Raw genomic sequence first — 20,852 nt, 5'->3', positions numbered from 1 at the left:
AACCCGGAGGTTGGCACTCCTGACTGCGCGCCCGGCCTCGCATTTCGCTTGCGTCAAATTGACAAGTTGGCAGCGTCGCCTTAAGCTTTGGGCGATAAAGCACTTGGCATGAAACCATCTTCTTTTGCCTACGCCGGACATCGTTACAAACGTCACCACTTTCCCGCGGAGATCATCGCTCATGCTGTCTGGCTTTACTACCGGTTTCCGTTGAGCCTACGTCACATAGAGGATTTGCTGGCAGAGCGCGGAATCGACGTTTCGTTCCAGACGGTGTCGGAATGGGTCGCCAAATTTGGATCCGAGTTTGCGGCTTCGCTTCGTCGGCGCTCAAAGGGCAGCTTTGCGGATAAATGGCACCTCGATGAGGTGGTGGTAACGATCAAAGGCCGGAAATATTGGCTTTGGCGTGCCGTCGATGCTGAAGGATATGTTCTCGACGCCCTTTTGCAAAGCCGTCGCAACAAAAAGGCAGCGCTGAAATTGATGCGCAAGTTGCTCAAAGGCCAGGGCGTGACGCCCCGTGTGATGGTGACCGACAAACTCCGGTCCTACGATGCCGCCAAACGCGATATCATGCCCGGCGTTGAGCATCGTTCGCATAAGGGGCTGAACAATCAGGCCGAGAATTCCCATCTTCCGATAAGGCGGAGAGAACGGATCATGATGCGGTTCAAGTCCGCCGCGCAATGTCAACGTTTCGTTTCAAGCCACGGCCCGATTTCGAACCTCTTCCTATTCCACCGCAAACATCAAACTGCCGCCGATCACCGAACCCTTCGCACTGAGGCTATGGCCGTCTGGCGTAAAATCACCCTGCCAAACGCCACATAAAGTTGGCCGCCGCGACACTCTGACCAACCTTCTCAATTTAAGGCGACGCTGCCGGCCGCATTGGAGCCATCGAACGGCGCCGCGAACGAGAATTTGACCGTGGTCTCCGCTGCCGCGCCGCCGGCCCTCAGGACGAAGGGCGCCGCGAGACTGGCTCCGACAAAGGCCCTGCGTGAAAGTTTCAGTCCTGCCATTTGCTTCCCCTTTTTGATGGACTTGACAGAAATGGTCTTGCAAGCGGTGTGCCAGACTGCAAACATGAATAAAAACAATCAAGCGTTCAGAATTGCGCACAATTACGTGCACCAGAGAATGCAGAGGACGTCCACAAATGAAGCAACCAGGCAAGCTCGTCGGCGTTATGAATGACCGGAACCGGCCAAGAGTGGAGACGGCCGAGGATGCCTATGAGCACCTTTTCTCGGCCATTGTCGATCAACGGCTTCTGCCCGGGACGAAGCTGACCGAACTGGCGCTTGTCGAGGCGCTGGGCGTCGGCAGGCGCGCCATCGCCACGGCGCTCCAGCGACTGACGTGGGAGAAGCTCGTCATTTTCCTGCCGAAGCGCGGCGCCTTCGTCGCCGCCCCCGATGCCGACGAGGCGCGTGCCGTTTTCGCCGCGCGCATCGCCATCGAGGCGGGTACCACCGAGGCGGTGGCGCGGGCGGCCGATCCGCACGCGATCGCGCGACTGCAGGAAAACATCGAGCAGGAACACAAGCTGCGCGAACAGGGCCACATGCGCGAGGCCATCCATCTTTCAGGCGGCTTCCACGTCCTGATGGCGGAACTTTCGGGAAATCCGATCCTGGCCGAACAGGTTCGCCTCCTCGTCGCTCGCACCAGCTTGATCGTCAATCTGTTCGACAACCAGATCGGGCTTGCCGGCTGGCACGACCACCATGACGAACTGATCAATCACTGCGCCAAGGGCGAGGTCGACAATGCCGTCGTGCTGATGCGCGCACATATCGCCGAACTCCAGGACGCCCTCATCCTCGACCACCGCCGGCCGGTCGCTTTCGACATGGTGGGCGTGTTTGGACGATAAACGGTTACCACACAACCTTTTTCGCGAGCGCATTCTGCGCCCCCGCGTTTTGTTCAAGTCCAAGCGGCGACTTGGCTGCAGCTTGCGCGAACGCCCATCATCTCAGCATCGAGGTTTTGAAGGAATGCGAACCGGCGGCCCGGTCGCCATGCGATTCTGACGCGCAAAAATCTTGGTTCCCGAACATGAGCTCGACCACGGTGAGACGGCAAAAGGTCATGGGAGCCGAACCTTCGATTTCTGAGGAGTGCGAAATAGCCGCCATAGAAGGTGAGCCGGCCTTCATGCCCGCCTTGCCGCCTTCATGACCTTTCCGTTATGGCGTTTTCTCACCACAAGCGAACACCAGAGATCGCTTGGGCTGATCCTGTCCGGCGGTAACCCTACCGAGGTTAGAGGGCCCACCACCGCCTTTTCGTCCAGAAAGATGCCACGATAGTCAATGTCATGCCCTTGCGTTTGGTCCATTCATCCAGACCTTTTTCGACAGCGCCGAGGCTTTTAACGAAGTCATGGACGCGTCGTCGGGCTTGCCAGTTTAATGTTCCGCCAACGGCGGTCCGTTATATTAAGGCCCTGCAGGACGAAAATGCCCATATTGCTTATCTGCTGGCGACAAAATCTTGACGTTCGAACGTTTGCTGGCATGATTTGGGCTTCGCGTTTGTGCAAATTCCGGGTGTTCCGATGGGCAAGACGCTACTCACGGGCAATCAGCCGATCAGAAGCCACGCTTATGGCGATGCGCTAGGCGCACATCTCGGCCTGAAAACGCCTCTCCATCACATAAGCCATACGCTGAACCGGGGAACGCTTGCCATCACCGAGCTGCAATCCCAGAAACCGCCACAGGACCCGACGCCGTCTTTCGGTTATGACGAAGCCTATCAGGTGATCGTCAACTTCAGGCTTTTTGAGCTGGAACTCCGGCTCAGCGATGGCTCGCTGTGGGAGGATGCCTTTCATGCGGGAAAGACATACATCGCCGATCTGAGACAGGAACCCCGGGTCCTGATAAAGGCCCCGTTCCATACCGTGAATTTCTATATGCCGATCGCCTCCCTGAAGGCTTATGCCGATGAGCACGACATTCCGGCCTTCGTCGCGTTTCCGCAATCGCCCACCACCGGCCATGATGACCTGACGATGCGTCAGCTCGCCAGCGCGGCCCTGACGGCATTCGCATACCCCCACAGGGCAAGCGGCCTGCTGCTTGACGCAATCCTCGGGGCGGTCAGCGCCAATCTGCTCGGGCACTACGGCGTGTGGGCGAGAGCGCAGCGCAGCCACACCCATGGGCTTGCCCTGTGGCAAGAACGTCGCGCCAAGGAACTCATGGATGAGCGCCTAAATGTGTCCATGTCGGAGCTTGCCGAGCAATGTGGTCTTTCGGTTGGTCATTTCAGCCGAGCCTTCAAGCGGTCCGTCGGCGTTGCTCCGCATCAATGGCAGCTCGCCCGCCGTATGACGCGGGCGCGGGCGCTGCTTTCAGGGTCAAGGCTCACGATTGCCGAAATCGCTCTCATCTGCGGCTATTCGAGCCAGAGCCATTTCCACGCGGCCTTCAAGGAGAATACCGGGGTCAGCCCGGGATACTGGCGCCGCTCCGGCTTAACCCGGCCGGGCGGAGGAAGCCGCGACTGATGTCCTGCGGCATACCTTGGTATGTCTCCGGCAATCCAAAGCATCACTGTGCAGCGATCCGAACAGCGCTATGATCAAGCAGCGCTGACTGGTGGACGTCGAAACCTCCGTAGGTCGCGTACGCATTTCTGATCGATCGGCCGATGAGGGACAAGCGCAGGAATGGTATATCGCGGGCAAAACAGCATTCTCGCCGGTCGCTGGCCGGTGGCGACAATCGCCTCTGTCCTGGCGGTCATTATATTCGCCGTCGATGCCTTCACGGCGTTTCAATACGCCGTCGCCGTTCTCTATGTCCTGGTGCTGTTGCTCTTCGCCAATATCCTCGGCCGGCGTGGTACGATCGTCGTCGCCCTCCTGTGCTGCCTGCTGACCGTTATCGGCTTCCTGGTCCAGCACCCCCTGCACGAGATCGGCGCGATCGCGCGGCTGGTGATCAGCGTCGTTGCGCTCGCCGTGGCGACGGTCCTGACACTCGCCAACAAGGCGAACACGGAAAAGCTGGCCGACCAAGCGGCATTGCTCGACCTGACCAATGATGCGATCTTCTCTCGAACGCCAGAAGATGTGATCCTGTCCTGGAATCGCGGCGCGGCGGCGCTTTACGGCTTCACTGCACAGGAGGCCATCGGCAAGCAATCGAGCGAACTGCTTGGAACCGAATCCGCCCAGCTCTGGGAGGAAGCCAACACGAAACTTGTCGCGGAAGGGCATTGGGAGGGGCAGGTTCACAGAAGCCACCGCAATGGCGACCTGCGCATCGTCATCTGCCGCTGGTCTCTGCAGCGCGACCGGACGGGAGAGCCGGTGACCGTTCTTGAAACGCACAGCGACATCACCGAACGGATGGAGGCCGAACGCACCCTCGAGAAAACCCGGGAGGAACTGGCCCACGCGGAAAGGCTCCTGACCCTCGGAGAACTGACGGCCTCGATCATTCACGAGGTCAACCAGCCTCTGGCGGCGATTTCGGCGAGCGGCGATGCCAGCCTGCGGTGGCTGAAGCGCAGCGAACCGGATATCGGCGAAGCGACCGCGCTGATCGAACGCATCATCGCCTCGGCAAAGCGGGCGAGCAGCATCGTTCACAGCCTGAGGGCCTTTGCCCGCCGCTCTCCGAGCCCGCATTCGACAATCATCGTCAACGATCTGGTCGACGACGTCGTTCCGCTGCTGCGGCGGGAAATGCGGACACGACAGGTGGCCGTGAATGTCGTCCGGGATCCGCAAAATTCCGCGGTCCTGGGAGACCGCGTGCAGTTGCAGCAGGTGCTGATCAACCTTGTCGTCAACGCCATCCAGGCCATGGAGACGAACGAGGATGGCACGCGCGAAATCCTCATCATCATCGCGCCCGATCAACAGGACGGCCAGGAGAGCGTGGACATCAGGGTTGCCGATAGAGGTCCCGGCTTTGCGCCCGAAGAAGGCCAGAAGCTGTTTTCACCATTTTTCACCACCAAGCCCCAGGGCATGGGGATCGGGCTGTCGATATGCCGTAGAATTGTCGAGGCCCATGGCGGGCATATCTGGGCGAAACTGCGCGACGGCGGCGGCGCCGAGTTCGGATTTCGCCTCCCGTGCCCAGAAAGAGGGAGCGGATGAAACAGGAAACGGAACGGCAAGTGGCAGGCCAGCCTGTCGTATTCATCGTCGATGACGACCAGGCGATGCGTGAATCGCTTGGCAGTCTTCTGCGCTCCGTGCAACTGAAGGTCAGGTTGTTTTCCTCAACCGCCGAAATGCTGGAAACCGGGCAGGTCGACGCCCATGGCTGCCTGATCCTCGATGTGCGGCTGCCGGGCGTGAGCGGGCTCGACTTCCAGCAGCAGCTCGCCAGCGCCGGCATCTATCTGCCGATCATATTCCTGACGGGCTATGGAGACGTGGCGATGTCCGTGAGGGCGATGAAGGCGGGCGCCGCCGATTTCCTGACCAAACCGTTCCGCGACCAGGACCTGCTCGACGCCGTCACCGCGGCCCTTGAAAGCGATCGGACGCGCCGCGCTCGGGAAAGCGTGGTTGATGACGTGCGCGCCCGCTATGAAACGCTGAAACCACGGGAGAAGGAGGTGATGACCCTGGTGACCCGTGGCCTGATGAACAAACAGGTTGCCGGCGAACTCGGCCTCAGTGAAATCACCGTGAAGATCCACCGTGGCAATGCCATGCAGAAAATGAAAGCCCGGACGCTACCCGACCTAGTGCGCATGGCGGAAATGCTGGGCCTCGAAGAGGGCGGACAAACGTCTGTATGATTTATCCGCGCGGTCGTCAGCGCCATATAGAGCCCGATGAAATCCCGTGTTTTGTGAGTGTCATGAACCAAGAACCGATTATCGCCATCGTCGACGACGATGAACATGTCAGAAAAGCGACCGAAAGCCTTGTGCGCTCGCTAGGCTGGAAGGCCGACGCCTATGAGACGGCCGAGAGAGCAATCGCATCCGACAGGCTGACGAAGGCCGACTTTCTCGTCACCGACCTGCAGATGCCGGGAATGAGCGGCCTGGACCTTCGCGCGCATCTTCTGCGCGAAGGTATCGACCTGCCGACGATCGTGATCACGGCCTTTCCGGATGAGGAGCAGAAACGCCGTGCCAAGCTCGCCGGCGTGCTCTGCTTTCTCGAAAAGCCGTTCGATGGCGGGATGCTGGTGAACAGCATCAGTCAGGCGCTGGGCCTTGAGGCTTCCTGAGAGCTGGCACTTGTCGGTCGCGCCTCCGGGGCATCCGCTTCAACGTGCGTGCACAGCACAAGCAACGTCTCCATGGCCTGCCAGGCACGTCTGGCATTGCACGCAATGCCTTCGCACGACCTCCTCATGTCAGCAGCCTCGTCCACGACTCCGGCCGCCCGTCTTTGAACCGCCTCTGCATGCAGGAGTATGGCGCAGATGGCATTTGCGGCCTCACCGCGCAGATGGGCGATTTCGGACCCGCCGAAATGGCGCCCTTTCCCGCGGACATCAGACATTGCCGGATGGTTCATAGCCGTCTCCCATGAACTAAAGGTACATTTTCTTTTAGCATCCAATGCCGGCGCCAGACGCGTTATGAGTTGTAAAGAAGTGTTCTGCCTTCAGGCCACGTCCCCAAGCCGACCGATCGCTGCAGGTCTGCGGTCTGGGAAAGACGAACCCGAAAGTGCTTGCCGGGGCAGGCTTTCAGTTCTTTTCGTTTCTTTACTCGCCTGCGCGGCCGACTGGTGCGAGACTCGCCCCTGCCTGGCAAGGCCGCTGTCCGGGCTTGCTGTTGACCGGCCGGAGAAAAACGCCAATCGCTCACAAAGGAACCAACAAGGTGAAACTGCTCTACGTGACCAGGGTTAGCGCGACCGCAGGTCGGAGAGGCCGTGTCCGCAGCGATGACGGCCTTCTTGATCTCGCAATCGCCACGCCGCAAGAACTGGGTGGCAGAGGTGGAGCGACCAATCCCGAGCAGTTGTTTGGCGCAAGCTATGCCGCCTGCTTTGAAAACGCTCTGATGGATGTGGCATTGCAGGCGGGACACCGCTTTGCCGAAAAGGATGTTGCCGTGTTCGCGGAAATCGGACTTGGCAAGAATGAGCTCGATGTCATCAGCCTTTTTGTGGCGTTGTTCATTACGCTTTCCGGCGTCGACCTCGATACGGCGGAAGAGCTGGTGCGGATTACAGACACGGTCTGTCCCTATTCCAATGCCATTCGCGGTAATATCGACGTCATGAAGACAGTTTCCGTAGTGCAGGACAGCGATCGCAACCGGTGAAGGTATCCCGACAGAGGACGATCCGGGCATCAAAAATGGGTAGAACTGCGTTTTCCGAAAGCCAATCGACCGATGGACGCGCCTACGGCGCGCATCTGGCCTGGTGCTTTGGCCTGCCCGAGCCGCCCACCCATGTTCGACGCGCGCAAATGCGCGGCCTCATCGCGGCATCCGAGATAAGGTCAGACGCGCCCCTCCCGGAACGCACCCCGTCTCTTGGATATGACGATGCCTATCAGGTTGCCGTTCATCTCGCGCGGTTTCGCCGGGAACTCTGGCTGAATGGCCATTTCGTCGCCGATGAGGTGGTCCAGGAGGGCATGACATACATCGCCGACCTCAGAACCGAGCCTCAGGTCTTCATCCACGATCCCTGGCGCAACATTCAGTTCTATCTGCCGGCCTCGACGCTGAAGGCCTATGCGGACCAGAATAACGTCCGAAACTACAAGGAGCTCGTGTTGACCCCAACCGCAGGGCAGGAAGATCCGGTGATGCTTCAGCTCGCAATCGCAGTATCTCGCGCAATGGTCCATGGGCATCACGCAAAAAGCCTCCTGCTCGATGCGCTGCTTGATGCCGTCTGCGCGCACCTGCTCGGACAATACGGTCGTGTGAAAAGCGGACGCCGCTTTCATACTCTCGCGCCGTGGCAGGAGCGCCGCGCCAAGGAGCTCATGGATGCGCATCTTGACGTCTCCATGTCAGCCCTTGCCGAGGCGTGCGGCCTTTCGACGGCGCATTTCAGCAGAGCCTTCAAACGCTCCACCGGACTTGCGCCGCATCAGTGGCAGATCGGGCGCCGCCTGGAACGGGCGCAGATCCTGCTCGAAACCTCTCAGCATTCGATTGCAGAAATCGCCCTTGTGTGCGGATTTTCAAGCCAGAGCCATTTCCAGAACACCTTCAAGCGGAAGACCGGCATCAGCCCGGGGCGATGGCGCCAGGCAGGCGCGACCGGGCCGATCAATCTCAGGCCCGTTGACTGCCGCACGCCCGACCGCATGTAAAAGCAGCAGATTATCGCAATCTGCGTCATGATCTTGAAAGACAGGTTCGTTGTTTACCGCAAGCTGAAGACCCCGAGGCAAACAAAGAAACTGGAACCACATGGGTCATGTCCACTCCGTCGCGCGCCACGCTCAATGAGGGCAAGGGCGACTTCACGGTATCGTTCGGAGGGTTTCGACTGGATACCAAACGTCGTCTCCTGTCAAAGGACGACGAGAATGTCCGGATTGGCTCGCGCGCCCTGGATATCTTGATCGTCCTCGTCGAGCGTGCGGGTGATGTCGTGAGCCGCCATGAACTGATCGACATCGTCTGGCAGGGAAAGGCTGTCGATGAAGCGGCGGTGCGCGTCCATATCTCGGGACTTCGCCGCGCGCTTGAGGACAACCGCAACGGAGCCCGCTATATCGTCAACATCGCCGGCAGAGGCTATAGTTTCGTCGCCGCTGTCGTGCCCGAGGTGCCGCCGTCGGCCCTGCCCCTCCCCGCCGCACATGCTCCCTTGCTGCGCCGCTCAATCGTCGGGCGAGACCGTGTCATACTTAGCCTGAGTGAGCTTCTGGTGGAACGCCGCTTCATCAGCATCGTGGGGACCGGCGGCATCGGCAAGACGACCGTGGCAGCGGCCGTCGCCGAAAGGCTGAAGCCGGAATTCGGCGTGGAAAACGTGGTCTTCGTCGATCTGGGCGCGATCACCGACCCGGCACTGGTTCCAGACGCGGTGATCTCTGCCGTCGGCTGCACGCTCTCGGGCAACAATCCGATCGATGAACTGCTCGCCTTCATTGCCGATCAGCGCATGCTGATCATCCTCGACAGCTGCGAGCATCTGCTGGAGGCGGCCTCCTTGCTGGCGGGACAGATGTTCCGGCGAGCGCCGAACCTCCATCTTCTGGTGACCTCGCGGGAATCCTTGCGCGTCCAGGGCGAGACCGTCCACCTCCTCAGCACCCTGGCCAGCCCTGTGGATGACAATCCGACAGCGGCCGATGCCATGACAAGCCCTGCTGTCCAGCTCTTCATGGACCGGGCCATGGCCAGCGGCCTGCCTCAGGTCCTGACCGACAGCGATGCACCTATTGTCTCGGATATCTGCCGCCGGACGGATGGCATAGCGCTTGCGATCGAACTGGCAGCCAGCCGCGCCGGGACCTACGGGATACGCGGTATTGCCAACCTTCTGGCGTCTAACGCCGAATTGCGTCTGGCCGGCTTGCGCAACGTGGTTCCGCGCCACCGGACGCTTGAGGCGATGCTCGACTGGAGTTTCAGGCTGCTCAGCGATTACGAACAACGGGTGCTGTGCCGGCTGTCGGCGTTTGTCGGCCTGTTCACGATCGAGGCTGCTGTCTCTGTCGCCGATGTCGAGGGGGAACACGAAGAAACAGTTGCCGGAACGATTGCGGATCTCGTCGACAAATCGCTCGTCTGGGTTCAACCCCAGGGCGAAATCGTTTTCTACCGCCTGCCCGATACGACGCGGGCCTATGCAAGGGCCAAACTCACCGAATATGGCGACGCCGATGAGATCGACCGGCGGCACGCCTGCTATTTTGCCAAACTGCTTGAGGGGATTTCCCTCGAGCATGGCGCCTATGCGGAAATCGGTCGCCATGCGCCCCATATCGGCAATGTGCGGAAAGCGCTGGACTGGTGCTTTTCCCATGAAGACCACCACGCGACAGGCGTCGATCTGGTCGCCGATTCCGCGCCTCTTTTCCTCGGCCTCTGGCTTCTCTCCGAATGCCGGTCCTGGTCCCGCCTGGCCCTGAACACGGACACGGGGAAAACCCGCTCGCCGCAACGCGAGGTCCGCCTGCTTGAAGCGCTTGCAGTTTCGACGATGCATACGCTCGGCAATACCCAGGAGGTCCGCGATGCCATAGAAAAGGGTTTGAACCTCTCGGAAGAGAACGGCGGCAGCCTGGCGCAGCTTCGCCTTCTGGCCGGACTGAACCTGTTCCTGACCCGCCTCGGCGACTTCGAGGGCGCGCTCGCTGCGGCGAAGCGATGCGCCATCGTGGCCGAACGCGACGGGGCCGCTCGCGAGCGCGTGATCGCCGAATGGCTTCTCTCCGCAGCACACCAGCTGGCGGGCGATCACGCGGCGGCGATCATCCACTACGAACGGGGCTTTGAACTCGAGGTCGGCATCGGCCACCTCGACCTGAACCTCTTCGGCTACGACCATCGCCTGCGCGCTGAGGTCGGCCGGGCACGCCTGAACTGGCTCCTCGGTTTCCCCACGCGTGCCTGTCGTCTTGTTCTGGAAGCCATGGAGGGGGCGGCACAATCGTCTCTGCCGGGCGACTATTCCATGGCCGGGGCCCATGGCATTCCGGTGCTGCTCTGGAACGGCAGCCTTGTCGAGGCGGGCGACCATATAGAGCGGCTGATCGCCCACACGCAGAGGCATTCCTTCGGCAGCCATCTCGCCGCCGCCCTCTCTCTGAAAGGATGGTGGCTTCTGGCCATGGAGAATCCGACGGCTGGCGTGGAAACGCTTCGGCAGGCGCTCCGGATGCTCACGCGCGAACAGTTTCACATGCTGATCCCCGGCGCCTCCAGTGCGCTGGCAGAAGGCCTGGCGCAATGCGGAGCGCATGATGAGGCGCGCTCGGTGATCGACGCCGCGATTGTCTCCGCTCAGAAAATGGACCAGAAGTTCTGGCTGCCCGATCTGCTGCGGACGCAGGGCAACGTCATTCGCATGGCCCCCAGGGCCGATCTTGCGGCGGCGGAGGCGTCCCTGCGGCAATCGATCATGCATGCCGGCGCCCAGTCGGCGCTGGGATGGCAATTGAAAGCGGCGATACCGCTTGCGCGCCTGCTGCTGGATCTCGGCCGTGAAAGCGAGTCCCTCGGGGTTTTGATACCCATCCTCGATGCCTTCCCGGAACGAAGCGGCTCCTCCGACCTCGCCGAGGCAGCCACCATGATGGCCTTCATGAAACCCTGACAGGGGACCCGCGACAGGGCAAACGCACATACCGCCAGACGGCGGGGCCTCTGGCGGCACGTGCAACGCGACGACCGTCAGCAATCCGTCTTGTAAAGCTTCAGCACCCGCCCGGTGAAGGGATTGGAGAGTGCCCGCACATAGGCAAGCGCGACCTCCGCCGCAGGGACCGGCGTGAAACCCGGGAAGAAGGGATGATAGGCGACCGATTCCGTCAGGACCGTGGGGCTGATGCAGTTGATCCGGATGCCGCGCGGTAATTCCACCGCCGAGGCCCTGACGAAGCCCTCAACCATATGATTGACCGTCGCGCCGATCGTCGGCGTCGCCGTGAATTCATCCGTCAAAACTCCCGAAACCAGCGCGAAGGCACCCCGGTCGGCTATGAAAGGCAGGGCCGCGCGCACCAGATTGATCTGCCCCATGCCTTTTGACTGGATGGAGTTTTCCCACTGTTCGTCGGTCGTTTCCGTGAGCGGGCCGGGAAAGACGTCGCCGGCGGCGCTGGCAACGGCATCGAAGGGCCCGATCGCTTCAAACAACCGCTTGAGGCTTTCGCTATCGCGAATATCGGCGTTGAAATCGCCCGACCGGCGTCCGACCGTCACGACCGCGTGCCCGTGGTCCTGAAGGGCCGCCTTCACGGCAACGCCAATGGTTCCTGTCCCGATAATGATAGCTTTCATTCTGCTTCTCCTTGAATGGCGGACCTAGTCCGCGGTGATTTGCTCGGGCCCGTTGGCCGCCCCTTTCCCCGGACCGCCCCGCATCAGCGCCAGAAGCGGCAGCATCAGCAGGCTGACGATGAAGAGGAGTTTGAAATCGTCCACATAGGCGATGATACTGGCTTGCCGGGTCACCTCGCCATTGAGCGCGGCAAGGCCGGATGGGGTCGTCGGGTTCCAGAACAGGTAGGCCCCGCCCTGCTGGAGATTGCGGTTGAACGGCGTGAGGTTCGCGCCGATCTCAGCATGCAGCACCTGCGTTTCCTGGATCAGCACGACCGAGGTCAGCGAAACGCCGATCGCGAGGCCGATATTGCGTGCAAGGCTGAACAGGGCGGTGCCATCGGTCCTGAGCCGGGGCGGAAGGGTTGCAAAGGAAACCACCTGCAGCGGCGTGAATACGATGCCGAGCCCGAAGCCCTGGATGATCGAATTCAGCGTGAAGGTCCGAGCGTCAATATCGGGCGTCCAGCCGGTCATCTGAAAGAGCGTGAGGGCGATCAGCACGATGCCGACAAACATCTGGATGCGCGGGTCGACACGGTTCGAAAGCCGCCCCGCCAGCAGCACGCCGGCCATCGTGCCGGCCCCGCGCGGCGCCAGCAGCAGGCCGGTATCGATGACGGAACGGCCGGCCAGGACCTGAAGGTAGGGCGCAAGCAGCGCCGAGGTTGCGAGGATCAGCATGCCGACGACGAAGATCATCAGGAGGCCGGAGGAAAAGTTCACGTCCCGGAAGAGCTGCGGCGGGATCAGCGGCGCGCGCGCCAGCAGGAAATGCACGAGGAACAGATAGAAACCGAGCGCGCAGAGAACGGCATAGACGATGATTTCGGTCGAGCCGAACCAGTCCTTCATCTGGCCGCGGTCGAGCATGAGCTGCAGCGTGGCGAGTGCCATGCCGAGAACCGCCAGTCCCGTCCAGTCGAACCGTCGCCCGGTGTCGCGCTCGGTGTCCTGCAGGAAAAAGCGCAGGCCGAGGAAGGCCAGGATGCCGAAAGGCAGGTTGATGTAGAAGACCCAGCGCCAGTTGTAGAGATCGGTGAGATAGCCGCCGAGCGTCGGCCCGAGCACAGGGCCGACCACGACCCCCATGACCCAGAGAGAAAGCGCCTGGCCGCGTTGTTGCGGCGGATAGATGTCGATAACCGTTGCCTGGGAAAGCGGCACGATGGAGGCGCCGAACACGCCCTGGACCGCGCGGAACAGTACGATCTCCGTCAGCGATGTCGCTGCGCCGCAAAGCATCGACGAAACCGTAAAGCCGATGATCGAGATCAGAAAAACCAGCCTCCGGCCGAAGCGTGCCGAAAGCCACCCGACCGGCGGCGTCATGATCGCCGCCACCACGATGTAGGAGGTCAGGATCCAGGTGATCTGGTCCGGCGAGGCGGCGAGCGAACCCTGGATATAGGGCAAGGCGACGTTGACGATGGTGGTATCGAGCGTCTGCATCAGCGTCGCCATCATGACGCAGACAAGAATGACCGTTCGGCCAGCAGGCGACAAGGAACCGGTTCGGCGCGATTTTCCCATGGCCCTCACCCTCACCAAATATCCCGCAGTGCGCGTTTGTGCCCGGTATCGATCTTCACCACCGCACTCATCCCGGCACGCAGGTCGGGCGTGTCAGGCGGCGTCTCAAGCACGATCCGAACCGGAATGCGCTGGACGACCTTGACGAAATTGCCGCTCGCGTTTTCCGCCGGCAGGATCGAGAATTCCGAACCACTTGCAGGACTGACGCTGTCGACAACGCCGTTCCAGACACGCCCGGGATAGGTATCGACCGTCACCGTAACCGGGTCTCCGGCCTTCACATATGTAAGGTCGGTTTCCTTCATCTCGGCGCTGACCCAGATATGGTCGTTGGCAACCAGCGCCAGCGCTCCGGCCCCGGTGAGCGCCGCCGTCTGGGCGACGAGATAGGCGCCCGGCTGCAATTCATCCACTTCGGTCACTGTCCCGGCGAAGGGGGCGCGAACCGAGGCACGGTCGAGTTGCCGCTGCGCCTCGTCCACCTGCGCCATGGCCTGCCTGTAGAGCGGGTGGCCGGACACAGCAATGTCGGGGTCTCCGCCAAGCGCGGAGAGCTGCGCCTCTGCCTCGGCCTTCAGCGACTGAAGTCTGTGCCTGTCGATCTCGAGCGTGTAGCGGGCCTGGTCACTGTCGGCCTGCGAGCGGGCATTCTCCTTTGCGAGCGTCGACACGCGGTTATAGACAATCCGGTCGAGTTCGATCTGCGCTTCCTGCGCCGCAACGTTGTTGAGCGAGACCTGATAGTCGTCCTTCATCGAGCGGACGGTGAGCTCCGCATTGGCCCGCAGAGCTTTTGCACTGTCAAGCGCGATCTCGAACGGACGCAGATCGAGCGTGAAAAGAACCTCGCCCTTATCAACCTGCTGGCCCTCGCGCACGTTAACGGACGCGACCAGGCCGGACACATCGGTCGTCACGATCACCTTTGCCGACTGGATATTGGCGTCGTCGGTCCCGGCATAGCGGCCGCCGCTCAGCCAGAATCCCAGAGACCCCGCGGCCGCGGCGACCACGCCGAGGACCATGAGGGCGACACGCAGGAGCGAACGGCGACGAGACGAACCTTTCGTTTCCGCCGCCGCGAGCGCTGCAGATGTCGGGGTTTCGTCATGCGCTTTTGGGGCAGGATCGTCCCGCTCGGGGCGCTGATCCGGAACCCGGTCGCGGGCCGGCCCGCCGTCCCGCGGCATCGCAACCCCGGTTGTCGGTCTCTCTTCGGTTTCGGACATGGCGGCGCCTCCTGGAAATCGGGCCCGGCGCCCATCTGGCTTTCGGGACGCGATGACAGCGGATCGAACAGAAATTCCGTCAGCGGAGAGAGGATCGGATGTTCCCGCTTGCCAGCGCCTGGAATGCGCGCGCCGGAACGATGAAAACCGGAACTAACCCTCGCAACCCCCTTGCAGCATCTCCGAAGGACACGCCTGGAGATGGTTGCAAGTCCGCATGGTAATCTCCGGGCCGGTTCTGCCCCATTCTACGTTGGTTCTGCCGCCTGGAGCCTTGGTATGGCGCCGCCATACCTTGGTTGCTGCGCGTGCCCATCACGTCGCCGTCTTGCGGCGGCGCGCCATGCCTTTGGTAGCGGGTGGCGTCCGTTCGGCGCCCGGTTTCCCGCGCCCGGGCGCCGCGTACACCCCTCCAGCATACGAAGGTATGGCGTGGCCGGATATGGCGGGCGGACCCGCACACGACTGTATGATGGAGCGATGCCGCCGTTGTTCTTAACGTTCGTCAACGGACTGAATGCCGAATGTCAGTCCTTTCAGGCTGTACCGTTGATGGAGGACTGGACATGCAGACAGGATTGATTGTCCCGGAGCGGAAATCCTATTCCCATGGCGATAATCCCTCCGCAGCGTTTGAAGATGCAACGAGCGAAACCGTCGTGACGATCGGCCTTCCCCATATGGAGGTCGTGCTTTCGCTTTCGATCGGGTCCGACGACCAGACCGCCGGGACGGGATCGCTTCCGCCCGGCTTCGATGCCGATCCGACCGATCCCGTCATGGGGTTCCTGTTTCGCCAGCTCGAGACGGCCGGGGAGGATGACGCCCATCACGGCGTTCGTTCCGATACGATCCGCCTGGCGCTGATCGCCCGCTGGCTTGCGACCCGTATCGACAGCCGGCCGATTGAGGAAAAGGCTGCGATCGCGCCGCTGCCGAAATGGCGCATAAGGCGCGTCGCCGCGTATATCGAAGACCATATCGACGAGTTGATCACGCTTTCCGACCTCGCCGATGCCGCCGGCCTCAGCCGAATGCACTTCGCCGCCCAGTTTCGCGCCGCTACCGGCCTTCGCCCCCATGATTACCTGCTGCGCTGCCGCGTCGAACGCGCCAAGACCATGCTTTGCGACCCCGGCAACCGCCTCGTCGAAATCGCGCTCAATGTCGGTTTTCAGACTCAGGCCCACTTCACCACGGTGTTCAAGCGCTTCGTCGGCACCACGCCCGCCCGCTGGCGGGCCATGCAGGACCATGCGCCCCGAGTGCTCAAATCCGTCGGGGCGAAGCCGTTCTAGCCATTCGTTGCCGTTTCAAATGCCTGAACAGAAAACGCGCGGACAAATCCCGCGCGTTTTTGCTGCCCGCCGCCAGCTTAAGCCCTTTTTTCCGACCGGTCTCGACGCCTTTGGCCTCGCAAAGGGACGGCATGAGTGAAAGACCGAAGCACGTTGTTCGTGCATTGCCGAAAACAGCGTTCAAATCGGAAATAGCGCGGAACCGGCCTGCGCTAGCCTGCGCTCAGTTCAACGAAGGAGCTGAGAGATGATGATGACATCCAAGATTACCCTGGCCATTGTCACCGCAATGGCACTCACCGGTGCCTCGGCAGAGGCGCGCGCAGAACCCGTCAAGAATATCGTCCTGGTTCACGGTGCCTGGGTCGATGCCTCCGGGTGGCGCGCGGTCTACGACATCCTGAACGAGGAGGGTTTCAATGTCTCGATGGTGCAGGAGCCCGAGACCTCCTTTGCCGACGACGTGACCGCGACCAAGCGGGTGCTCGATCTACAGGACGGGCCGACGCTGCTGGTCGCCCACTCCTATGGCGGCTCCGTCATCACCGAAGCCGGTGTTCATCCGAATGTCGTCGGCCTGGTCTATGTGGCCGCCCACGCCCCTGACGTCGGCGAGGACGAGCACGAACTCGGCGAAAAATACCCGAGCGTTCTCGGCAAGACGCCCGGCGCGATCGAAAAGACGGCGGACGGTTTCACCTATCTCAAGGAAGAATACTACCTGAAGTTGTTCGCGCCCGACCTGCCGCGCGAGGATGCCGAATTCGGCGCGCGCTCGCAGGTCTTTGCCGCCGCAAGCGTGTTCGCAACTCCCCTGACCGCCGCGGCCTGGAAAACCAAGCCCACCTGGGGCGTCATCGCCGGCAACGACCAGATCATCAGTCCCGAGCTGGAGCGCTTCTACTACGAACGGGCTGGCGCCACCTTCATCGAGGTGCCGGGTTCGAGCCATGTCGTTTTCGAATCCCATCCGGAGGAAGTTGCCAGGGTCATCACGAAAGCAGCCGATGAAGTTCTCGAAAAGGCAGCGGCTCGCTGATCTGCAATCTCCGCTGTTCCTGCAGCGTCCGCCCCCCCCGATGGCTGCAGAGACAGGGCACGCTCCCCTCCGTGTCCTGACTGGCGGGGACGGTTCCCCTCTCCGTCCCCGCCATTTTTTTGAGGCTCGCCGGTCACCGGCACAGGAGAACGAAATGAAAGACTGGCAGCAGAACCGTCAGTTGCGCGATGCCCGCCTTGCCGCCGGCGCGACGGTCGCCGCCGGCAAGGTCGTCGAGGCCGGCGCGGCGACCAGCCTGCTCGAGGCGGTGATCCGCCCGGGCGACTGCGTCTGCCTTGAAGGCGACAACCAGAAGCAGGCCGACCTTCTGAGCAAGGCGCTTCTTTCCGCCGACCCCGCGAAGATCCACGATCTCCACATGGTCCAGTCGGGCATCGTGCTGCCGGAACACCTCGATGTCTTCGAGCGCGGCATCGCGCGCAGGCTCGATTATGCCTATTCCGGCCCGCAATCGGCGCGCATCGCCGCGATGTTGTTCGGCGGCAAGATCGAGCTCGGCGCGGTCCACACCTATCTGGAACTTTTCGCGCGTTATTTCATCGATCTCACCCCGAATGTCGCCCTCATCGCGGCCGTCAGCGCCGACCGGGATGGCAATCTCTACACCGGCCCCAACACCGAGGACACGCCGACTGTCGTCGAGGCAACCGCCTTTAAGGACGGCGTGGTCGTGGCCCAGGTGGAGACGATCGTCGACCATGTGCCGCGGGTCGATATTCCCGGCGACCGGGTGCATTTCATAGTGGAGACGGGAAAGCCGTTCTTCGTTGAGCCGCTTTTCACCCGCGATCCGGCCAGCATTACCGAAACGCAGATCTTGACGGCGATGATGGCCATCAAGGGGATCTATGCGCCCTATGGCGTCCGCCGCCTGAATCACGGCATCGGCTTCAGCACCGCCGCGATCGAACTCCTGCTGCCAACCTATGGCGAGAGGCTCGGCCTCAAGGGCAGGATCGCCAGCCGCTTTGCTCTCAATCCGCATCCCTCGCTGATCCCGGCGATCGAGTCCGGCTGGGTCGAGCAGGTCCATTGCTTCGGGTCCGAGGTCGGAATGGAAGACTATGTGTCGGCCCGCTCCGACGTCTTCTTCACCGGGCCGGACGGATCGCTGCGCTCCAACCGCGCCTTCAGCCAGACGGCCGGGCTCTACGCCTGCGACATGTTCATCGGTTCGACGCTGCAGATCGACCTCAAGGGCAACTCCTCGACGGTCACCACCGCGCGCGTTGCCGGCTTTGGCGGCGCGCCCAACATGGGATCGGACCCGCGCGGACGCCGCCATCCGAGCCCGCCCTGGCTTCGCGCCGGGCAGGAGGCCCACCCCGAGGGCGATCGGCTGTTGCGGCGCGGCCGCAAGCTGGTGGTGCAGATCGGCGAGACCTTCGGGGAGAAAAACGTGCCGCTGTTCGTGGAACAGCTCGATGCGGTCACGCTCGCGAAACGGCTGGAGCTCGATCTCGCGCCGGTGATGATCTACGGCGACGACGTCACCCATATCGTCACCGAGGAAGGAATCGCCAACCTTCTTGCCTGCCGCAATCTCGACGAGCGCGAGCAGGCAATCCGCGGCGTCGCGGGCTTCACCGATATCGGACGCGCCAGAGACAGAAAGACCGTGGAAGCGTTGCGCCAGCGCGGCGTGATTCGCCGTCCGGAGGACCTCGGCATCGATCCGCTCGACGCCAGCCGCAGCCTGCTTGCGGCGCACTCGATCCAGGATCTCGTCCGCTGGTCGGGCGGCCTCTACGTGCCGCCTTCGAAATTCCGGAACTGGTGAGAAGGAACAGGAACCATGGAAGATCTGACTTTCCGTCACGCCGTTGAAAGACCCGCCGCCGGCACCCGGCGGACCGGTCTCGTCGGCGTCGTCGCATCCGGCAATCTGGAAGTGCTTTGCGAACGCGTGCTTGCCGATGACGCCTGTGAAGTGGCGATCAGAACGATGGCCACAGGCTTCGCCGACGTCTGGGCCGCTGTGGTCGCAGATTTCGTCGAACGGCATCCGGCGGGCGGCATCCGCTTTTCCATCAATGATGGCGGCGCACGACCGGACACGGTTGCCCTGCGTCTTGCCCAGGCGCTTCGTTTTATGGAGATCGAACGATGAATGAAACCGACAAGAAGGCCGGAGAACAAGTCGATCTGTCAGTAAGCTGGTATGAAATTTCCGCACGGGACCGGCTCCATCTGCTGCTCGATCCGGGAAGCCTCGTCGAATTCATGGGCCCGGAACAGCGCGAAGTGAGCCCGCATCTTGCGCTTTTCGACCTTCCCGAGCAGTTCGATGACGGCATCATCGTCGGTCGGGGAACGCTGAACGGCACGAGGGTTTTGGCGGCAGCCCAGGAGGGCCGCTTCATGGGCGGCGCATTCGGCGAGGTTCACGGGGCCAAGCTGACGGGTCTCCTCCGCGCGGCCGCCGAACGGCCATCGCTACCAGTGCTGATCCTGTTCGATACCGGCGGCGTGCGCCTGCAGGAGGCCAATGCCGGCGAACTCGCGATCGCGGAAATCATGCGGGCGATGATCGCCGCACGTCTTGCCGGCGCCAACATCATCGGCCTGATCGGCGGCCGCGCCGGCTGCTACGGCGGCGGCGGGCTGATCTGCGCCTGCTGCTCGGCGCTCGCGATCTCGGAACAGGGACGGATCGCCGTTTCGGGCCCGGAGGTCATCGAGACCAATCGCGGTGTCGAGGAATTCGATTCTCGCGACAGGGCGCTCGTCTGGCGAACGATGGGCGGCAAGCACCGCCGGCTTCTCGGCGCCGCAGAGATCTACACGGACGGTAGCGTGCAGTCGTTTCGTGAGGCGGCGCTGCGCCTGATCGGAACCCCGACTGGATTTGGCATGGAAGCACTGCGCGCAGAACAGCAACGCCTGGAAGACCGGCTCGGCTCGTTCGGCAACTGCGCCGATCGCATCGATGTCTGGCGCAAGCTGGGCATCGCCCGGGCGGAAACGATACCCGACATGCCGGCGGAGCCGTTTTCAGATCTTGCGGCGCGCTATGGGAGGAAGAGCCATGACGCTCGATGAAATCCTCGCTTCGATGTTTCCCGACGGCCACGACGTCAAAAACGCGGCCGGCATCCTCTGCGGCACGGCGACACTGCGCGCCGGCGACCGGGCGCTGGTGATCGGCCTTGCCGATCGCATCCCACTCGGCATCGATGGCGCGGCCGCCCTGGCGCGCCATATCCTCGACAATCTGGACACGACGATCGGCCCGATCTTCGTCATCGTCGACGGCGACAGCCAGCGCATGAGCAAGCGGGATGAGTTGCTCGGCCTCAATGAGTTCCTCGCCCACCTCGCCAAATGCCTCCTTTGCGCGGATCTCTCCGGCAGGCCGACCATCGGGCTTCTCTACGGCCACGCCGCTGCCGGCGCCTTCCTGGCAACGGCGCTTGCGACGCGCGTCCTCATCGCACTTCCGCAGGCCGAGCCGGCGGTCATGGACCTGCCCTCGATGGCGAAGGTGACGAAGCTGCCGGTCGAGGTTCTGGAAGAGAAGGCAAAGTCAACGCCGGTGTTCGCACCTGGCCTCGACAACCTCGCCCGCACCGGCGCCGTCGAGCGGATATGGGATGACAGCATGCCGCTTTCCGAACAACTCGAAGCCCTGCTTTCCGGAATACCGGAGAGCGACGATCGCCGCGACATCCTCGACCGGGACCGGGGCGGCCGGCTGAAGGCGGTCGAAATCGCAACCCGCATTCGCGATCTCGCGCTTGAGGCGGAGTAGGT

General features: G+C 62.2%; 19 protein-coding genes. 15 read left to right on the top strand and 4 right to left on the bottom strand.

The genetic code is table 11. The features are described from left to right. Nucleotides 1-108: 108 nt before the first annotated feature. The gene (locus tag V6765_RS03010; protein WP_448426348.1) at nucleotides 109-834 is read left to right on the top strand and encodes an IS6 family transposase; all 726 of its coding nucleotides are present in this window, start codon (nucleotides 109-111) and stop codon (nucleotides 832-834) included. A 32-nt stretch (nucleotides 835-866) separates the two neighbouring features. Here the strand turns inward: V6765_RS03010 and V6765_RS03005 are convergent, their stop codons facing one another. Next, nucleotides 867-1,028, bottom strand: coding sequence for a hypothetical protein (locus tag V6765_RS03005; RefSeq protein ID WP_448426346.1), 162 nt, complete (start codon nucleotides 1,026-1,028; stop codon nucleotides 867-869). Between the two features lie 137 nt (nucleotides 1,029-1,165). Here V6765_RS03005 and V6765_RS03000 point away from each other — a divergent pair, with 137 nt between their 5' ends. The 8 genes from V6765_RS03000 (at nucleotide 1,166) to V6765_RS02965 (ending at nucleotide 11,248) form a co-directional block, all read left to right on the top strand. After that, nucleotides 1,166-1,885 carry a GntR family transcriptional regulator gene (locus tag V6765_RS03000; protein WP_448426344.1) on the top strand — a complete coding sequence of 240 codons (720 nt, stop codon included), beginning with the start codon at nucleotides 1,166-1,168 and terminating at the stop codon, nucleotides 1,883-1,885. A gap of 687 nt (nucleotides 1,886-2,572) precedes the next feature. Further along, a complete protein-coding gene (locus V6765_RS02995; protein ID WP_448426342.1) occupies nucleotides 2,573-3,529 on the top strand; it encodes a helix-turn-helix transcriptional regulator in 957 nt (318 codons plus the stop codon). A gap of 162 nt (nucleotides 3,530-3,691) precedes the next feature. Continuing rightward, nucleotides 3,692-5,134, top strand: coding sequence for a sensor histidine kinase (locus V6765_RS02990; RefSeq protein ID WP_448426341.1), 1,443 nt, complete (start codon nucleotides 3,692-3,694; stop codon nucleotides 5,132-5,134). Further along, nucleotides 5,131-5,787 carry a response regulator transcription factor gene (locus V6765_RS02985; protein WP_448426339.1) on the top strand — a complete coding sequence of 219 codons (657 nt, stop codon included), beginning with the start codon at nucleotides 5,131-5,133 and terminating at the stop codon, nucleotides 5,785-5,787. The genes V6765_RS02990 and V6765_RS02985 overlap by 4 nt, the downstream gene beginning before the upstream one ends. Before the next feature lie 62 nt (nucleotides 5,788-5,849). Continuing rightward, on the top strand, nucleotides 5,850-6,227 hold the full coding sequence (locus tag V6765_RS02980) for a response regulator transcription factor (RefSeq protein ID WP_448426337.1): 378 nt from the start codon (nucleotides 5,850-5,852) through the stop codon (nucleotides 6,225-6,227). A 550-nt stretch (nucleotides 6,228-6,777) separates the two neighbouring features. Then, on the top strand, nucleotides 6,778-7,278 hold the full coding sequence (locus tag V6765_RS02975; protein WP_448426335.1) for an organic hydroperoxide resistance protein: 501 nt from the start codon (nucleotides 6,778-6,780) through the stop codon (nucleotides 7,276-7,278). A 35-nt stretch (nucleotides 7,279-7,313) separates the two neighbouring features. Then, nucleotides 7,314-8,288, top strand: coding sequence for a helix-turn-helix domain-containing protein (locus V6765_RS02970; RefSeq protein WP_448426333.1), 975 nt, complete (start codon nucleotides 7,314-7,316; stop codon nucleotides 8,286-8,288). Nucleotides 8,289-8,395: 107 nt separating this feature from the next. After that, the gene (locus V6765_RS02965) at nucleotides 8,396-11,248 is read left to right on the top strand and encodes an ATP-binding protein (protein WP_448426331.1); all 2,853 of its coding nucleotides are present in this window, start codon (nucleotides 8,396-8,398) and stop codon (nucleotides 11,246-11,248) included. Between the two features lie 77 nt (nucleotides 11,249-11,325). Here the strand turns inward: V6765_RS02965 and V6765_RS02960 are convergent, their stop codons facing one another. Genes V6765_RS02960 through V6765_RS02950 form a run of 3 tightly spaced genes read right to left on the bottom strand, consistent with a single transcriptional unit; the run spans nucleotide 11,326 to nucleotide 14,741 of the window. Then, nucleotides 11,326-11,934 (bottom strand): short chain dehydrogenase, encoded by a 609-nt coding sequence (locus tag V6765_RS02960; protein WP_448426329.1) that lies wholly within the window; start codon nucleotides 11,932-11,934, stop codon nucleotides 11,326-11,328. Between the two features lie 24 nt (nucleotides 11,935-11,958). Beyond that, complete coding sequence (locus V6765_RS02955) at nucleotides 11,959-13,509, bottom strand: DHA2 family efflux MFS transporter permease subunit (RefSeq protein WP_448426328.1); 1,551 nt, start codon at nucleotides 13,507-13,509, stop codon at nucleotides 11,959-11,961. Nucleotides 13,510-13,520: 11 nt separating this feature from the next. Next, nucleotides 13,521-14,741: an HlyD family secretion protein gene (locus tag V6765_RS02950; RefSeq protein ID WP_448426326.1), complete on the bottom strand. Its 1,221-nt coding sequence runs from the start codon at nucleotides 14,739-14,741 to the stop codon at nucleotides 13,521-13,523. A gap of 566 nt (nucleotides 14,742-15,307) precedes the next feature. Between V6765_RS02950 and V6765_RS02945 the strand changes: the two genes are divergently transcribed. The 6 genes from V6765_RS02945 (at nucleotide 15,308) to V6765_RS02920 (ending at nucleotide 20,850) form a co-directional block, all read left to right on the top strand. Continuing rightward, nucleotides 15,308-16,039, top strand: a complete 732-nt coding sequence (locus V6765_RS02945) for a helix-turn-helix domain-containing protein (protein WP_448426325.1) — start codon at nucleotides 15,308-15,310, stop codon at nucleotides 16,037-16,039. Nucleotides 16,040-16,289: 250 nt separating this feature from the next. Then, nucleotides 16,290-17,078: an alpha/beta hydrolase gene (locus tag V6765_RS02940; RefSeq protein WP_448426621.1), complete on the top strand. Its 789-nt coding sequence runs from the start codon at nucleotides 16,290-16,292 to the stop codon at nucleotides 17,076-17,078. Nucleotides 17,079-17,232: 154 nt separating this feature from the next. Then, on the top strand, nucleotides 17,233-18,879 hold the full coding sequence (gene mdcA, locus V6765_RS02935) for a malonate decarboxylase subunit alpha (RefSeq protein ID WP_448426323.1): 1,647 nt from the start codon (nucleotides 17,233-17,235) through the stop codon (nucleotides 18,877-18,879). Between the two features lie 15 nt (nucleotides 18,880-18,894). Continuing rightward, nucleotides 18,895-19,209: a malonate decarboxylase acyl carrier protein gene (gene mdcC, locus V6765_RS02930; RefSeq protein WP_448426321.1), complete on the top strand. Its 315-nt coding sequence runs from the start codon at nucleotides 18,895-18,897 to the stop codon at nucleotides 19,207-19,209. After that, nucleotides 19,206-20,141, top strand: a complete 936-nt coding sequence (locus V6765_RS02925) for a biotin-independent malonate decarboxylase subunit beta (RefSeq protein ID WP_448426320.1) — start codon at nucleotides 19,206-19,208, stop codon at nucleotides 20,139-20,141. The genes mdcC and V6765_RS02925 overlap by 4 nt, the downstream gene beginning before the upstream one ends. Continuing rightward, entirely contained in the window at nucleotides 20,128-20,850 is a 723-nt protein-coding gene (locus V6765_RS02920) for a biotin-independent malonate decarboxylase subunit gamma (RefSeq protein WP_448426318.1), read from the top strand. Before V6765_RS02925 ends, V6765_RS02920 begins: the two co-directional genes overlap by 14 nt. The last annotated feature ends 2 nt before the right edge of the window (nucleotides 20,851-20,852 follow it).

The sequence above is a fragment of the Martelella sp. FOR1707 genome, assembly GCF_053484265.1.
The sequence above is the reverse complement of the archived record's forward strand: the minus strand, read 5'-3'. Positions and strand labels throughout refer to the sequence as shown.

Coding starts and splice junctions, on each gene's coding strand:
- mdcC (WP_448426321.1), top strand. CDS start 18,895: ATGGAAGATCTGACTTTCCGTCACGCCGTTGAAAGACCCGCCGCCGGC.
- mdcA (WP_448426323.1), top strand. CDS start 17,233: ATGAAAGACTGGCAGCAGAACCGTCAGTTGCGCGATGCCCGCCTTGCC.
- V6765_RS02985 (WP_448426339.1), top strand. CDS start 5,131: ATGAAACAGGAAACGGAACGGCAAGTGGCAGGCCAGCCTGTCGTATTC.
- V6765_RS02925 (WP_448426320.1), top strand. CDS start 19,206: ATGAATGAAACCGACAAGAAGGCCGGAGAACAAGTCGATCTGTCAGTA.
- V6765_RS02920 (WP_448426318.1), top strand. CDS start 20,128: ATGACGCTCGATGAAATCCTCGCTTCGATGTTTCCCGACGGCCACGAC.
- V6765_RS02950 (WP_448426326.1), bottom strand. CDS start 14,741: ATGTCCGAAACCGAAGAGAGACCGACAACCGGGGTTGCGATGCCGCGG.
- V6765_RS02945 (WP_448426325.1), top strand. CDS start 15,308: ATGCAGACAGGATTGATTGTCCCGGAGCGGAAATCCTATTCCCATGGC.
- V6765_RS02965 (WP_448426331.1), top strand. CDS start 8,396: ATGTCCACTCCGTCGCGCGCCACGCTCAATGAGGGCAAGGGCGACTTC.
- V6765_RS02990 (WP_448426341.1), top strand. CDS start 3,692: ATGGTATATCGCGGGCAAAACAGCATTCTCGCCGGTCGCTGGCCGGTG.
- V6765_RS02970 (WP_448426333.1), top strand. CDS start 7,314: ATGGGTAGAACTGCGTTTTCCGAAAGCCAATCGACCGATGGACGCGCC.
- V6765_RS02995 (WP_448426342.1), top strand. CDS start 2,573: ATGGGCAAGACGCTACTCACGGGCAATCAGCCGATCAGAAGCCACGCT.
- V6765_RS02960 (WP_448426329.1), bottom strand. CDS start 11,934: ATGAAAGCTATCATTATCGGGACAGGAACCATTGGCGTTGCCGTGAAG.
- V6765_RS03005 (WP_448426346.1), bottom strand. CDS start 1,028: ATGGCAGGACTGAAACTTTCACGCAGGGCCTTTGTCGGAGCCAGTCTC.
- V6765_RS03010 (WP_448426348.1), top strand. CDS start 109: ATGAAACCATCTTCTTTTGCCTACGCCGGACATCGTTACAAACGTCAC.
- V6765_RS02955 (WP_448426328.1), bottom strand. CDS start 13,509: ATGGGAAAATCGCGCCGAACCGGTTCCTTGTCGCCTGCTGGCCGAACG.
- V6765_RS02980 (WP_448426337.1), top strand. CDS start 5,850: ATGAACCAAGAACCGATTATCGCCATCGTCGACGACGATGAACATGTC.
- V6765_RS02940 (WP_448426621.1), top strand. CDS start 16,290: ATGATGACATCCAAGATTACCCTGGCCATTGTCACCGCAATGGCACTC.
- V6765_RS03000 (WP_448426344.1), top strand. CDS start 1,166: ATGAAGCAACCAGGCAAGCTCGTCGGCGTTATGAATGACCGGAACCGG.